Genomic DNA, 14,817 nt, shown 5'->3' on the forward strand with positions numbered 1-14,817 from the left:
GCTGAAGAGAAGCGCTTCCTACAGGATGCACCTCCGGCTTCGAGCGCAGCCGCCTAGCGCGCAAGGATCTGAGCGTCCGTGCGTCGTGTCGGCGAAACACAGGCGAGATCGCGTCAGGCCATGCGGCGTTGGTCGGTTCGAAGCATCATAGAGCGACATTGGCATTGTAGAATGTCGCGATCGGTGATCTATTCACCGAACCAATTCGAACGAATATCTGCTGGTCCCCCGAAGGCCGTCGGCAAGAACCCCGTGCCCGCGTGTTTCGCCTGGGTTGCGGGCAAGATAGTGCCCGCCGCCGCAACTTCCGGATCCAGCTTCGCAGAATATCGAGGTGACGCAAAGTCGCCCGCCCAACCGCAGGAAGAATGGAAGGACATCGACACCGAGTACAAGGGGGAAGGCCATGTTGAACGCCCGCTACGGGATCCGGCTGGTTCAGGCTTCGGCGATCGCGACCATCTGGGCAACGGCGGCGCCAGCGCTTGCGCAGACGAGCGACGCTGGCCCGGCTACCGAGCAGAGCAGCTCCGAACCTGCCGAAGCCGGCAGCGACCAGCGCTTCGACGGTACCGCCGATGCGGGCGGCAGCGAGGTCGTGGTGACGGGGCGCAGCGCCTCGGCCAACGGCGTCACCAACACCACCCCGGGCGGCGGCCTCATGTCGGTGCAGACCGGCACCAAGCTGCGCAGCACCATCACCCGCGACTATATCGATCGGCAGGCGGGCACCACCAACGTCTTCACGCTGATCCGCAACCTGCCGGGCGTGGTGCTGGGCAGCGGCGATCCGTTCGGCAGCGCGCCCAACCTCACCATCCGCGGGCTCAGCCAGACCTCGCTCGGCTTCAACTTCGAAGGGATGCCGATCGGCGACCAGCTGTCGTACAGCGCATTTCCCAGCGAATGGGCGGACACCGAGAACCTGGGCCTCATCAACCTGACCCGCGGCTCCACCGACATCACCGCGCCGGTGTACAACTCGGTCGGCGCGCTGCTTCAGGAGGAGCTGATCGCGCCGGCGCGCTCGCCCGGCGCCTTCGCCGCGGCCAGCTTTGGCAACCATGACCTCAACCGCCAGTTCCTGCGGCTCGAGACCGGCGAGATCGGCGGCAGCGGCATCCGAGGCTTCGTCTCGGGATCGCGCACCTACAACGACAGCTGGCGCGGGCCCGGCCGCACCGAGCGGCACCACATCGACAGCAAGTTCCTCAAGGAATTCGCCAACGGCGACACCGTGTCGCTGGTCGCGACCTATAACGAGGAGAAGTCGCACCGCTCGCGCAACCCGACGCTCGCCCAGTATCGCGAGTTCGGCCGCGGCTTCAATTTCGACGAGAGCTATACGCCGGGCAACGCCAATTATTACGGCCTGCGCGTGGCGGATCGCCAGAGCCTCTACGTCAGCGCCCCCTCCAGCTTCACGCTGAGCGATCGCCTCAGCCTGGTGACGACCCCCTATTTCCTCTACACCCACGGCATCATCAACGGGGCCAGCAACCTCAACCTGACGAACGCCTATTACGGCAGCCAGTTCGCGGGTCCGCTGCAGGCGCCGGGCGCCATCGGCAACCCGGCAACGGTCATGAACGTCGACCGCTACGACCAGAAGACCTATGGCCAGAACAGCTATCTGCGCTGGAACGTCGGGCTGGCGCAGCTGCGGCTGGGATATTGGTATTCTAATTTCGTCCACGACGAACGCGCCGCCTTCCAGGCTGCGGATGCCAACGGCAACGTCGTCGATCCCTATGGCGACCGCGGCTCGGTGCTGACCAGCAGCGGTGAGGTGTTCCGCAACTTCGCCGCGCGCATCGAGCAGAACGTCCACGGCGTCTACGCCGACATGACGACCAAGCTCGACGACGACCGGCTGCTGATCAACGTCGGCTTCAAATATGTCTGGGTCGATCGCGTCTCCCGCAGCCCGCTGCCGGGTACCGCGATGCACACCGAGAGTCTCAGCCAGCGTCCGCTGCCGCAGGCGTCGATCCGCTACAGCTTCGACGACCGCAACCAGGTGTTCGCCGACATCACCACCGCGTTCCGCGCGCCGTCGGCGGTGTCTTCCTACGTCAACATCTACAATGCGGCGACCGGCGTCCCGTCGAGCACGCCGTCGGGCAACTACACGCCCGAATATTCGGTCGGGCAGGAAATCGGCTTCCGCCACCACGGCGACCTCGTCCACTTCACCATCGCCGCGTTCAACTACGACCTCACCGACCGGCTGGTGCAGGGCAGCCAGATCGTCAACGGCACCAGTGTCGGCTTCGCGGTCAATGTGGGCGACCAGTCGGCGCGCGGCATCGAGGCGGAGATCGGCCTGGTGCCGTGGCACGGCTTCAGCCCGTATGTGTCAGGCCAGTATCTCGATGCCGAGACCAAGGACGATTACCCGGTGCGCGGCATGCTGCTGCCCACCGCAGGCAAGCGCGCGGTGCTGAGCCCCGACTGGGTCACGTCGGGGGGCATCAGCTACGACAACGGCAGCTTCTTCGCCTCGGTCGAGGGGACCTATATCAGCAAGCAATATTCGACGTTCATGAACGACGAGGTGCTGCCCGGCTTCGCGACCGGCAACGCGAACATCGGCTATCGCTTCGGCTCGATCGGATTCGTCAGGAAGCCGCAGCTGCAGCTCAACGTCACCAACTTCACCGACAAGAAATATCTTTCCGGCATCCAGGGCGTCACCTCCAACGCGTTGCCGACCGCCAGCCGGGACGGCACCACCATCGCCGGTTCGGCGCCGACCTACTTGATAGGCGGCGGCATCGGCGTGATGGGTTCGATCAGCGCCGCCTTCTGACCGGCTGGCTCCGCTGCTGCCCAAGCGGCGGGGCCGCCCTGCCCTTTCCTGGAGTTTCCATTCGATGCAGCGTCGTAGTTTCCTGAAATCCTCCTCGGTCGCCGCGCTGGCGGCATCGGCCAGCGTCGCCCAGGCGCAGATCGTCCCGCCGTTCAAGCGCCAGCCGCGCATCGCGGTCGGCGGCATCGCCTCCGAATGCAGCACCTACAGCCGCATCCGCGCGCGCATGGAGAACATCCGCATCCTCCGCGGCGACGCGGTGCTCAACGACGAGCGCTTCAGCTTCCTGCAGCGCTACAGCGTGCCGTTCCTGCCGACGCTGGTCGCCAACGCAGGCTCCGGCGGGCCGATCGCGCGCGATGCCTATGAGGCGATCAAGGCCGAATATCTCCAGCGGCTGCGCGCGCTGCTGCCGCTCGACGGCGTCTATCTGCCCATGCACGGCGCGCTGTTCGTCGAGGGGATGCAGGATGCCGAGGGCGACTGGTATGCCGCGACGCGTGCGGTGGTCGGCCCGGACTGCCTGCTGTCGGCGAGCTACGACCTGCACGGCAACATCAGCCAGCGCATCGTCGACAACCTCGACGCGATCACCGCCTATCGCACCGCGCCGCACGTCGATCGGGTCGAGAACACGATGCGCGCGACCGACATGCTCACCCACTGCCTGCGCTACGGCATCCGCCCCGGCATCGTCTGGGCGACGATCCCGGTCGGGCTCGCCGGCGAGCAGAGCAGCACCGAATGGGACCCCGGCCGCCGGCTGTGGGCGGATCTGAGCGAATACAACCGCCAGCCCGGCGTGCTCGATGTGTCGCAACTCGTCGGCTATGTCTGGGCGGACGAGCCGCGCTCGGCGGCATCCGTGGTGGTCACCGGCATCGACCCGGCAGCGCAGGCGCGCATCGCCGCCGAACTCGCGCAACGCTACTGGGACGCACGGCGCGAGTTCAAGTTCGGCAGCCCGACCGGCAGCATCGAAGAGTGCATCGCCAAGGCGGTGGCGCTGCCGACCAAGCCGGTGGTGATCTCGGACTCCGGCGACAATCCCGGGGGCGGCGGCAACGCCGACCAGACCATCTTCCTCCAGGCGATCCAGAAGGCGGGCGTCAAGAACGTGCTGCTGGGCGGCATGACCGACCGGCCGGCGACCGACGCCTGCTATGCGGCGGGAGTCGGCAAGACCATCCCGCTGTCGGTCGGCGCGACGCTCGATCCGGTCGAGAGCAGGCCGGTGCGCGTCAACGCCACCGTCCAGTATCTCTCCCCCGCCACCGATCCGGACGAGCGCGAGGCGGTGATTGCCTTCGACGGGATCACGATGACGCTCGCCACCACCCGCCGCAACTATCACGCGGCGGAGGCCTTCCGGTCGCTCAAGCTCGAGCCGACCGACTTCAAGATCGTCGTGCTGAAGTGCGGCTATCTCCACCCGACCATGAAGCCGCTGGCCAACCCGCACCTGATGGCGCTGTCGCCCGGCGCGATCAATCAGGACATCCCGAACATCGAGAACCGCAACCGGGTGCCGACCTTCCCCTGGGTGCAGGATCTGCGCTACGCGCCGCGGCCGTACCGATCGACGCGGTTCCAGCGAGCATGACGCGAGGCGCGAGAGGCGGGCCGCCGCAAGGCGCCGCCTCTCGATGTCGGGGGGGAGGCAGCCTTCCCTGTGCGGGAACTGCAACCCGCCACACAGGACGGCTATCTTGAGCGGCACCGTCTCCGTCGCGTACCACATGGGCGTGGAAGACCGCAGAACTGCGCGGCTTCGCCACCCTGCTGAACCCAGATATGCAAACAATCAAACGAAGTGGCGGGGCTGTCAGTTTGATGCGAACCGCCTTCTTCATGAAGGTGAGCGCAGCCCTTTTGTCGCGCGTATTCGTAACGTAGCTCTCGAGCAGTTCACCCTTATGATCGACCGCCCGCCACAGGTAGACCATCTCACGGTTGAGCTTCACGTACATCTCGTCCAGGTGCCACCACCAGTGACCGAACCCCCGCATTCGGCTCACCCGCTGTCGGCGGATGTCTCCTGCAAACATCGGCCCGAAACGGTTCCACCACTACCGCACCGTCTCATGGCAAATATCGGCCCACGCTCGAACAGCAGGTCTTCCACATTCCGCAGCGAAAGCGGGAAGCGCACGTACATCAGCACCACCTCCCGATCACCTCCGGCGAGGAGTTGACGTAGCGAAACGGGCTAGCGGGCTTGCGCAGCGAGGCATGCTCGCCCCCTACCCGTCTTCGACTTACTATCCGGTGCATCTCGTCTGACAGCGCCCGCCACGGCCTTAGCCAATCATTCCTTACGCAGCGGATCGAAGGTTATCATCAAGCGAATCTCTACACGCTCCCGGTTGGCCGCTGGAGACTCTTGAAAGAAGATCAAGAGGTTACGCTGTGGAAAAAGAGTAACTTAGTCAGAAGTTCGCAACTGCAGCATAGAGCTTTACTCGCCCCGTATTTAGTATACGCTCAGCGTTACTGTTCCTCGAGAGGTCTCGCGGCGATGTGGCAAGCTCCAGCGATAGCTGCTCTAGTGACGATCTCGGCGCCAGCGGTTTCGCAAGCCACAGACCCGGGTCTTTCCAATTTCTTCCAGGAGTGGCGTGCAGTTGCTGCTCCCGAGACATCAAGCGGGACACCTGATTTCACCGCGCCTGCGCTTGCGCGAAAGCGCGTCCTGCTCACCAGAATGCGCGCGAAGTTCAAGGCGCTGGATCGGTCGCAATGGGCGCCTGCAGCACACATCGACGCGAGGCTCGTCGAGGCCGAGATGAACGGGCTCGACTTTGACCTGCGCGTGCTGCGCCCATGGGCTCGCGACCCCGGCTTCTACGCCAACGTCTGGGCGGAAATGAGCGATGTGCCCGAACATGAGGGTAGCACCGCCCCGCCGATCGACCTGTTCCGCTTTACATTCCCCTTGTCCAAGGCAGATGCAGCAGTCCTGTCGCAACAGCTTGCTGCAATACCAAGGCTGCTCGACCAGGCGCGCGTCAACCTTAGGGATGGCAACGCTCGCGATCTATGGCGCTATTCCGACCAGGTCTTGTCTGCACAGGTGGAGACGCTTGCGCGACTGGAGGCGGGCACTCTGCGCCTGCGCACGCTGGAAGGCGAACCCGTCGCTTCCCTTGCTGGCACCGGACCGGAACTGCGCCATGCGGTCCGAGCGGCGCGCAAAGCGAGCGAGGCGTTTCGCCTTTGGGTAGCGGACGAAGCCCGCACCAAATCCGGGCCGTCGGGAATTGGGAAAACCGAGTATGACTGGTATGCCCGGAACGTCCACCTCGTTCCCTATAGCTGGGAGGAGCAGAGGACGCTGCTTCAGCGCGAACTCGACCGGGCAATCGCCGGATTGCGGTTGGAGGAACTCCACAACCGCAATCTTCCCCAGTTGCCGATGCTCCAGGATCCCGCGGCGTACCATGCGTGGTCGCGCCAGCGGTTGCAGCGGTTCGGCGACTTCCTGATTTCCGCCAGACTGATGGAGGAGCGGCCGGCGTATCGTTCGGCGCTCGAAGCGCGGCTGATCGCCTATAGGGCTCCTGTCGACCGCGACTTCTTTGGCCACGGTACCGCACTCGATCCGATGCCGCTCTACTCCCATTTCTATCACTGGGTCGAACTTGCCCGTATGCGCGAGCAGCCGCACCCCGATCCGATCCGGCGCGCCTTGCCGCTGTCGAATATCTATGACGGCCGCGCCGAAGGTTTTGCGACAGCCCTCGAAGAGCTGGCGATGCAGGCAGGGCTCTATGACGATGTGCCGCGCGGACGCGAAATCGTCTATATCATGCTGGCAAATCGTGCCGCGCGTGGCCTTGCTTCCCTTCATGTCCAAGCCAACGCGTGGGATCTCGCGCAAGCCGGTCGCTTTCATGCGCGCTGGACGCCCCGCGGCTGGTCGGATGCCAACAGCGCGCTCGTGAGGTTCGAGCAGCTGCTGTACCTGCGTCAACCCGGCTACGGGACCAGCTATGTGATCGGCAAGCTGCAGTTCGACCATCTCGTGGCGCGCCTTTCCGAACGTGCCGATCGCGACGGTACACGGCTCGACATGCGCGATGTGTTCGCGCGCTTCCTCGACGCCGGTGTGATCCCGGTCGCGTTGATTGAAGCGGAGATGCTCGGAGAAGCGAATTGAGGTTCAGCCATCTTACCCCTGGCCTGGCGGCGCTGATCCTGGTCCTCGGCTCTCCGGCAGGGGCGCAGGACATGCCGCGCTTCGTTTCCAAGGATGGCCGTCATGCACTGACGGTCGATGGCAAGCCATTTTTCATCCTCGCTGCACAGCTCCACAACAGCAGCGCCTGGCCAGCGACCTTGGACGAGGCTTGGAGTGCGGCGGAGGCGCTGGCCCCCAACACGATCGAGGCGCCGATCTATTGGGAACAGTTCGAGCCCCAGCCAGGCAAGTTCGATACGACCAATATAGACGCTCTGATCGCAAAGGCACGCGCGACCGGCAAGCGGCTTGCACTGCTGTGGTTCGGCACCTGGAAGAACGGCCAGATGCATTACGTTCCGGGCTGGATGAAGGCGGATCCCGCAACCTACCCGCGGATGATCGACGCTCGTGGCGAGCCGATCGATGTCCTGTCTCCCCATGCGCCTGCGACGCTCGCCGCGGACAAGCGGGCATTCGCCACGCTTCTCGCCCACCTCAAGAAAGTGGATGGCACGAAGCATACGGTGATCATGGTGCAAGTGGAGAACGAACCCGGCTCGATTGGATCGGTCCGTGATTTCGGGCCCGCCGCCCAGGCCGAGTTCGCGGGCCCGGTTCCGGAACCGGTGCTCGCGCGCACGGGCCGCAATCCGGGCACGTGGCGCGCGGCGTTCGGGCCGAACGCGGACGAAGCGTTCGCCGCCTATGCCACCGCCCGCTACATCGACGCAGTCGCCGCAGCCGGCAAGGCCGTCTATCCGCTGCCGATCTATGCGAACATGTGGCTTCGCTACAAAGACAAGAAGTATCCGGGCATCGACTATCCGAGCGGCGGCGCCGTATGGACGATGCTCGATCTCTGGCGGGGGGCCAGCCCCTCGGTAGATTTCATCGGGACCGATATCTATACTGAGGATGCCGGTGAGTATCGTAAGGTACTCGATCAGTATGCCCGGCACGACAATCCGTCCTGGGTCTCCGAAACCGGGTTCAATCCCAGGACCGCTCCGTTCCTGTACTATGTGCTCGCACGCGGTGGCATTGGCTTTTCCGTGTTTGGGATCGATAATCCAGCTTCGCCCGAACAAGATGCCGCAGTTGCCGCGCACCGCGCGAATTTCGCCGCGCTTGATCCCATCCGTGCCTTGATCGGCCAAGCGGCGCTGGACGGGCGGCTCTTTGCTGCAGTCGAGGAGCCCGGACGCGCCAAGCAGCAGCTTGAGCTGGGTAACGGCTGGCGCGCGAACATCGCTTTCGGCCCACCCGCCTGGGGCGACACACCGGCCATTCTCGCCAACTCCGCGGCGCAATCGGGCCGCGCGATGATCATCCGGCTCTCAGACAGCAGCCTGCTCGTCACCGGTATCGACGCGCGTGTGGAGCTTGAGCGCGTCGCAACCGATGGTCGGCACGGCCAGCTGATGCGTGTCGAGGAGGGCGAATACCGGGATGGTGAATGGCTCGGGAAGCGGTGGCTGAACGGAGACGAGACCGACTACGGTATCAATTTCCGAGATCGGTCCGGCATGATCCGCGTTGATCTCGGGTCCTACTGACGCAAGGCTTCATCCGTCAAAGCATAAACACTGCCGAAAAGGCAGGAGCAACCACAGGAAGAACAGGGAGAACGCAACAAACAAGGGGGAATGTTCATGACCGGACAACGAAGCACCGTGTCTTACCTTCGTCTCATGGCGGGGACGGGCGTGCTGGCTTTGGCGCTGGCGGGCGGAACTGCTGTCGAAGCACAGGCGCAGTCCTCGCCGGAGACCGACGAAGCCGCCAGCGGAGAAGGCGAGGGAATCGTCGTCACGGGGTCGCGCATCCGTCGGAACCCGCTCGACCAGAGCGCACCGGTCACCGGTGTCGATCGTGCGGACATTGATCGCACCGGCCTTTCCTCGATCGCCGACGTGTTGCAGCGCCTGCCCGGCAGTGCGGGCGGGCTCAACTCGCGCTTCAACCGGTCCGGCAACAACGGCAACCCGCCGGATGGCGGCGGCGTGGGCGCGGGCTCGGCCGAGATCGACCTGCGCTATCTCAGCAGCCGTCGTACGCTGGTGCTGGTCGATGGTCTTCGCTTCATCAACGGCAGCGCAGCGAGCGGCATTCCCGGCGCAGTTGACCTCAACGCCATCCCGGAAGCGATGATCGAGAGAGTAGAAGTGCTACGCGATGGCGCCTCCACTACCTATGGCTCCGACGCAATCGCCGGCGTCGTCAACATCATCACCAAGAAACGCCAGGACGGCTTTCTGGCCAGTGCCCAACTGGGTGCATTTGACGAAGGCGACGGCGTCACACAGAACTATCAGCTTAGCTGGGGCACCGAGAACGACGCCACCGGCACGTCGATCGTGGTCGGCGGCAGCTACATAAAGCAGGGAAGTGTCTTCGCGGGCGACCGTGCGCACTACGCGTTCCCGACCCCGGGCCAGACTGCATGCGACAGCAATTGCAGCTCCGGCAGTGCCAACGGGCGATTCATCCTCACGAACCCGCTGACCGGCGAAGCGCTCAACTTGACGCTGAAGGCGCCTGTAGCCGGACGGCCTGCGTTCGACTTCCTCAATCCCACAGGCGCGACCAGCGATTTCAAGGAATTCACCGACGCCGATCGCTACAACTTCAGGCCGGCAAATTACCTTGTCACCCCTTATGAGCGATATGGCGCCTTCCTCAACTTCCGGCAGAAATTGGGCGAGGACGTAAACTTCAGCGCCAAATTCATCCTGAATCGCCGGACTTCAAACAATCAGGCGGCACCCATTCCCTTGTTCGTCGGCCCGGACGCAGGCAATGGCAACCTGCTCGACACCATCTCGATTGACGCCACGAACCCGTATAATCCGTTCGGCGTGACACTGAGCGCGGGCGCCAACGGAACGCCCGCGAACTACACCTACATCGCCCGCCGTTTCCTGGAAGTCGGGCCGCGACATTTCTCGCAAAGCGTCGACACGCTGTACCTGAGCGGTGGCTTTGACGGCGAGTTCAAGATCGGCAATGGCACCTGGTACTGGGACACGACAGCGATCTACGCCGAGAACCACGCCAAGCAGTCGATGAACCGCAACGTCCATGCCGGGCGCCTTGCCCAAGCGCTAGGGCCCGTCGCGGACTGCACCGGCGCATGCGTGCCGTTCAACATCTTCGGCGGCGAAGGCTCGATCACACAGGCGATGATCGATTACGTCACCTTCGTGCAGCGTGACCGGTCGGAGCAGTCCATGGCCGATGTGACAGTCAACGTATCAGGCAACCTGTTCGAGCTACCTGGCGGTCCGATCGGAACCGCGATCGGCTATGAATATCGGCGCAATGCTGGCTCATTCGATCCCGATCCCATCGTTGCAGCCGGACTGGGCTCCGATATCCCTGCCCAGCCATCGCAAGGATCGTTCGACGTTCATGAGGTGTACGGCGAACTGAACCTGCCGATCCTCAGAAACGTACCATTCTTCTCGCTGCTGGAAGGGTCTTTCGCAGCGCGCTACTCGAGCTATTCGACTAGTGGCGACAAGACCACGTTGAAGGGCGGGCTCAGTTGGAAGCCGATCGAAGACCTGCGCCTGCGCGGGACCTGGGCACAGGGCTTTCGAGCTCCCAGTATCGGCGAACTCTTCGGCGCCCCTTCGCGCTTCGATGGCGGCGTCCAGGATCCCTGTTCTGATTTCCTGAACTCGGGCGTATCCCAGACGGTGATCACAAACTGCATCGCCCAAGGCGTCCCTGCGAACGGCAGCTATGTCCAGGCGAACGGCCAAATCGGCATTCTGACCGGCGGCAATCGCGATCTTCAGCCGGAAACCTCGGAAAGCTGGGTTCTTGGCGGCGTGTACAGCCCGTCATGGGCAAGCAACGCCGGGTGGGCGCGTTCGCTCAGTCTGGAAGCGGACTATTATACGATCACGGTGGACAATGCGATCGCTTCGATTGACGCGGCAGTGCTCCTTGCGAACTGCACCGGACGTGCCGACGCGGTGTCCTGCGCGGCGATCCCGCGCACTGCTTCGGGTGCCATCACGCAGATCAATGGCGTCCTGCAGAACATCGCTTCGCTCAAGAGCGAGGGGATCGACATCATCCTCTCCTACCGCAGCCCGGACGTGCTCGGCGGTACATTCGGCTTGAATTGGTCCAGCAACTTCCTGCTCGAATATTCGACCACACTCCCGACTGCGGAGGGCTCGGTCACAGTCAGCGAGAAGGGGCTGGAGCGTGGATCGCAAGCCTATCCGCGCTACAAGGGCAATGTCGTGCTCGATTGGTCGAGTGAAACCTTCCAGGCGGCTGTGACCGGCCGGTTCATCAGCAAGGTAACCGAACCAGGCTATGACGATCATGTCATGGGCAACACCTTCTACACTGATGTACAAGTCGGCTGGACACCCGGCATGTGGGATCGTCGCTTTACCCTTACGCTGGGCGTCAACAACCTGTTTGGCAAACAGGCGCCGGATTGCCTGAGCTGCGGCGGGTTCGATCCTACTACATACGACATGCCCGACCAATTCGGCTACGCTCGGCTCTCTGCTCGCTTCTAACTAGTTCGCGCAAAGTTCTCGCCGCTCCTCAGCTCGAGGGGAGCGGCGACGTTGAGAGTGGAGCTGCAATCGGAAGCTGAGAGATCGCGCATGGTGGCCGATGCCTTTGTCCCAGGTCATCGGCTCTCACCCATATACTTCATCCGGCTGGTAATCGCCTGCGCAGATCGGGATATCTGTTCCACCACATCCGCACCGTCTCATGACAGATGTCGATGCCGCGCTCGAACAGCAGGTCCTCCACGTTCCGCAAGCTCAGCGGAAGCGCACATACATCAGCGCCACCAGCCGGATCACCTCAGGCGACGAGTTGAAGCGGCGAAACGGGCCAGGCGGCAGCGCTCGTGATCTGGGGGGCATCACGCGTCGATACCAGCCCATGCGCCGCCTACCACGTTGGTTTGACAGTGCCACCTCGAGAATCACCGCGTCCATGCCGTCCACCTCGCCATCCAGGCGTCAGAGGACGCGCTTGCCGGCGACGGTTCGGAATGTCGGACGGCGGTGAACTACAGCGTCATCAACAGGCGAGCGCGGGAGGTCGCGACGCCGATCCTGAAACAGCCGCTTTGGCGATGGAGTGGACTCATGGACCCGGCGGCGAGCGTACCAGACGTCACATGTCGATCGCCCGGACGGGCCGAACACGATGGTTCAACCAGGCGACGCCAACGTCTTCGCCCAACGAAACCTGTCGTTCCATGCACGGCCTGACCGCGGCAGGGTAACGCGGCAGGCTGGGTCCACCGGACCGTGGCATTCGGATCCCTGACGCATGGCCGCAACTTCTGCGAAATGGCAGTTCCGAGGTTGTTTGCCTCGCATCGGCATGTGATAAACTTGTCGACCATGATGCTGCGTTCACTAACCCGGCGCCTTGTCCTCCTCGTATCGATCGTCGCGGCGGTTGCTCCGACGTTTTCGTCTGCGGCCAACTCGTCCGGCACCATGACGGTGCGCGGCCGCTTCCTGTACACCGCCGCGGGCGAGCGAGTGGTGCTGCGCGGCGTAAACGAGATGTTCGCCCACTCGCCCGATCCGACGGGCGCCCGCACCATGCCCGAGATAGCCCGGACCGGCGCGAACGCTGTCCGCATCATGACGGCGCTCGATTACCCGGCGGCCAGTCTGGACGCGATCCTGGGCCATGCGGTCGCCAACGGCATGATCCCGATTGCAGAATGCCACGCGGCAACGGGCAAGTGGGAGAAACTGGACGACTGCGTGGCCTATTGGACGCGCCCCGACATTGCGGCCGTGGTCCGCCGCCACCGGCGCTGGGTGCTGGTCAACATCGCGAACGAGGCCGGCGCCACGGTCCCGGCCGCCGACTTCGTGGCCGGATACCGCGACGCGATCGCGCGCATCCGCGCGGCGGGCATCGACGTGCCGCTGATCGTCGACGGATCCGACTGGGGCAAGGAATATGCGATGCTGCTCGACAGCTGGGCGCCGTTGAACGCGTCGGACCCGGCCCGCGCGGTGATGGTTTCTGCGCACAGCTACTGGGTCGGTACGGAGGAGGAGCGTCGGGCGCCCTACCGGGCGATCGTCGCGCGCGTTACGCGCGACAACATCCCGTTCCTGCTCGGCGAGGGTCCCACGTCAGCCGGTTGGGACTGCAAGGCATCGCCCTACCGCTGGGCGATGGGCGAGTTGCAGCGCGCCGAGATCGGCTGGCTGACCTGGTCCTGGGGCATGGTCCCGAACGGCGACTGCCGCGCGGAGAAACGCTACGACGTCACCGACGGCGGCCGGTTCGGCCGGTGGAAGTCCGAAGCCGGGGAGGCGCTGATGATCTCCGATCCGGCCAGCGTCCGCAATACGTCGCGCCGGCCGTGTTCGATCCCCAACGCAGGCGCAAACTGCGTACGGCCAGAACGTCCCGCCAGGAAATCCCGGGCGTAACGCAGGACCGCGCACCGGCGTCTGTACAAGTTCCAGTATCCAGGTCCGCATTGCTCGCGGCTGCGCACTCCCAGACAAAGGAAGTTCTGCTTGTTCAAGAACACGCTGACTAAAGTCGCCGGATTGGCTCTGCTGCTCCTCACCGCCAGGCCCGTGCTGGCGCAGGAGGTGCTGGACACCGATCCCAACACGCTGGCCCCGTCCAAGGACCCGAAACGCACCGCCAACGGTCTGGCGCAGACGCCGCCAATGGGCTGGAACAGCTGGAACAAGTTCGCGTGCAACGTCAACGAACAGACCATCCGCGCGACAGCGGACGCGATCGCGTCGAACGGCATGAAGCAAGCCGGTTACCAGTATGTCGTTATCGATGACTGCTGGCATGGGCCGCGCGACGTCAATGGGTTCATCACCGAAGACAAGACGCGCTTTCCGTCCGGCCTGAAGGCGCTGGGCGACTATGTCCATGCCAAGGGACTGAAGTTCGGCATCTATTCGGATGCCGGTACCAAGACCTGCGGTGGCCGTCCTGGCAGCCAAGGCCATGAGTATCAGGACGCGGTTCAATATGCGCGCTGGGGCGTCGATTACCTCAAATACGACTGGTGCTCGACGGGCGTCCGCAATGCCGAGGAGGCCTACGCGCTGATGTCCGACGCGCTCAGAGCCAGCGGCCGGCCGATCCTGTTCTCCATGTGCGAATGGGGCAATTCGAAGCCGTGGCTGTGGGCGTCGAAGATCGGCAACATGTGGCGCACTACCGGCGACATCACCGACAAGTGGAAGGGCAAGTACAATTACAGCTGGGGTGTGTCCTCGATCGTGGACATGAACGAGCCGCTGTGGCCCTATGCGGGGCCTGGCCACTGGAATGACCCCGACATGCTGGAGGTCGGCAACGGCGGTCTGAGCGACGTGGAGTATCGGGCGCACTTCTCGCTTTGGGCAATGATGGCGTCCCCCCTCATCGCCGGCAATGACGTCGCAGCCATGTCGTCGGCAACGCGGGACATCCTGCTCAATCGCGACGTGATCGCGGTCGACCAGGATGCGCTAGGCGTGCAGGGCCACCGCGTCGTGCGCAATGGCGATCTGGAAGTCTGGGCGAAACCCATGGCCGACGGAGGCCGCGCGGTGCTGCTGTGGAACCGGGGCGAGGCGCCGGCGCGGATCGCGGCCGACTGGGCCGCGCTCAGCCTGCCGCGCAAGGTCCGGATGCAGGTGCGCGACCTGTGGGCGCACAAGGACCTCGGCCGTCGCGCGGGAAGCTATGAGGCGGAGGTGGCGCCGCACGGTGTCGTCATGGTTCGGCTGACGCCGTGATCGATCGTCGTCTGCCGCGGGTCGGCGTCGCAGTTGCGCTCTGC

Annotated in this window: 7 protein-coding genes and 2 pseudogenes; 7 read left to right on the forward strand and 2 right to left on the reverse strand. The window is 64.1% G+C overall.

The genetic code is table 11. The features are described from left to right. Nucleotides 1-406: 406 nt before the first annotated feature. Entirely contained in the window at nucleotides 407-2,812 is a 2,406-nt protein-coding gene (locus LK533_RS10370) for a TonB-dependent receptor (protein ID WP_229362758.1), read from the forward strand. Between the two features lie 64 nt (nucleotides 2,813-2,876). After that, the gene (locus tag LK533_RS10375; RefSeq protein ID WP_229362759.1) at nucleotides 2,877-4,415 is read left to right on the forward strand and encodes a M81 family metallopeptidase; all 1,539 of its coding nucleotides are present in this window, start codon (nucleotides 2,877-2,879) and stop codon (nucleotides 4,413-4,415) included. Nucleotides 4,416-4,647: 232 nt separating this feature from the next. On the opposite strand, the pseudogene LK533_RS18050 reads toward LK533_RS10375, so the two are convergent. Next, nucleotides 4,648-5,046: pseudogene (locus LK533_RS18050) on the reverse strand (IS6 family transposase); the annotation flags it as partial. Nucleotides 5,047-5,195: 149 nt separating this feature from the next. Between LK533_RS18050 and LK533_RS10385 the strand changes: the two are divergent. The 3 genes from LK533_RS10385 (at nucleotide 5,196) to LK533_RS10395 (ending at nucleotide 11,542) form a co-directional block, all read left to right on the forward strand. Next, a complete protein-coding gene (locus tag LK533_RS10385; protein WP_229362761.1) occupies nucleotides 5,196-6,971 on the forward strand; it encodes a DUF885 family protein in 1,776 nt (591 codons plus the stop codon). Between the two features lie 71 nt (nucleotides 6,972-7,042). Continuing rightward, a complete protein-coding gene (locus tag LK533_RS10390) occupies nucleotides 7,043-8,551 on the forward strand; it encodes a DUF5597 domain-containing protein (protein WP_229362762.1) in 1,509 nt (502 codons plus the stop codon). A 96-nt stretch (nucleotides 8,552-8,647) separates the two neighbouring features. After that, on the forward strand, nucleotides 8,648-11,542 hold the full coding sequence (locus LK533_RS10395) for a TonB-dependent receptor domain-containing protein (protein ID WP_229362764.1): 2,895 nt from the start codon (nucleotides 8,648-8,650) through the stop codon (nucleotides 11,540-11,542). Nucleotides 11,543-11,687: 145 nt separating this feature from the next. On the opposite strand, the pseudogene LK533_RS10400 reads toward LK533_RS10395, so the two are convergent. Then, nucleotides 11,688-11,902 (reverse strand): annotated as a pseudogene (locus LK533_RS10400) (IS6 family transposase); the annotation flags it as partial. 489 nt (nucleotides 11,903-12,391) lie between these two features. Here LK533_RS10400 and LK533_RS10405 point away from each other — a divergent pair. Together LK533_RS10405 and LK533_RS10410 are read left to right on the forward strand one after the other, a co-directional pair. Further along, the gene (locus LK533_RS10405) at nucleotides 12,392-13,450 is read left to right on the forward strand and encodes a cellulase family glycosylhydrolase (RefSeq protein ID WP_229362766.1); all 1,059 of its coding nucleotides are present in this window, start codon (nucleotides 12,392-12,394) and stop codon (nucleotides 13,448-13,450) included. A 90-nt stretch (nucleotides 13,451-13,540) separates the two neighbouring features. Further along, nucleotides 13,541-14,773, forward strand: a complete 1,233-nt coding sequence (locus LK533_RS10410) for a glycoside hydrolase family 27 protein (RefSeq protein WP_229362767.1) — start codon at nucleotides 13,541-13,543, stop codon at nucleotides 14,771-14,773. Nucleotides 14,774-14,817 lie beyond the last annotated feature (44 nt).

The organism is Sphingomonas sp. PL-96 (assembly GCF_020707215.1).
Taxonomy (GTDB): domain Bacteria; phylum Pseudomonadota; class Alphaproteobacteria; order Sphingomonadales; family Sphingomonadaceae; genus Sphingomonas.

Bases quoted from the DNA above. Each gene is read 5' to 3' on its own strand.
- LK533_RS10370 (WP_229362758.1), top strand. From the start codon at position 407: ATGTTGAACGCCCGCTACGGGATCCGGCTGGTTCAGGCTTCGGCGATC.
- LK533_RS10375 (WP_229362759.1), top strand. From the start codon at position 2,877: ATGCAGCGTCGTAGTTTCCTGAAATCCTCCTCGGTCGCCGCGCTGGCG.
- LK533_RS10395 (WP_229362764.1), top strand. From the start codon at position 8,648: ATGACCGGACAACGAAGCACCGTGTCTTACCTTCGTCTCATGGCGGGG.
- LK533_RS10405 (WP_229362766.1), top strand. From the start codon at position 12,392: ATGATGCTGCGTTCACTAACCCGGCGCCTTGTCCTCCTCGTATCGATC.
- LK533_RS10390 (WP_229362762.1), top strand. From the start codon at position 7,043: ATGCCGCGCTTCGTTTCCAAGGATGGCCGTCATGCACTGACGGTCGAT.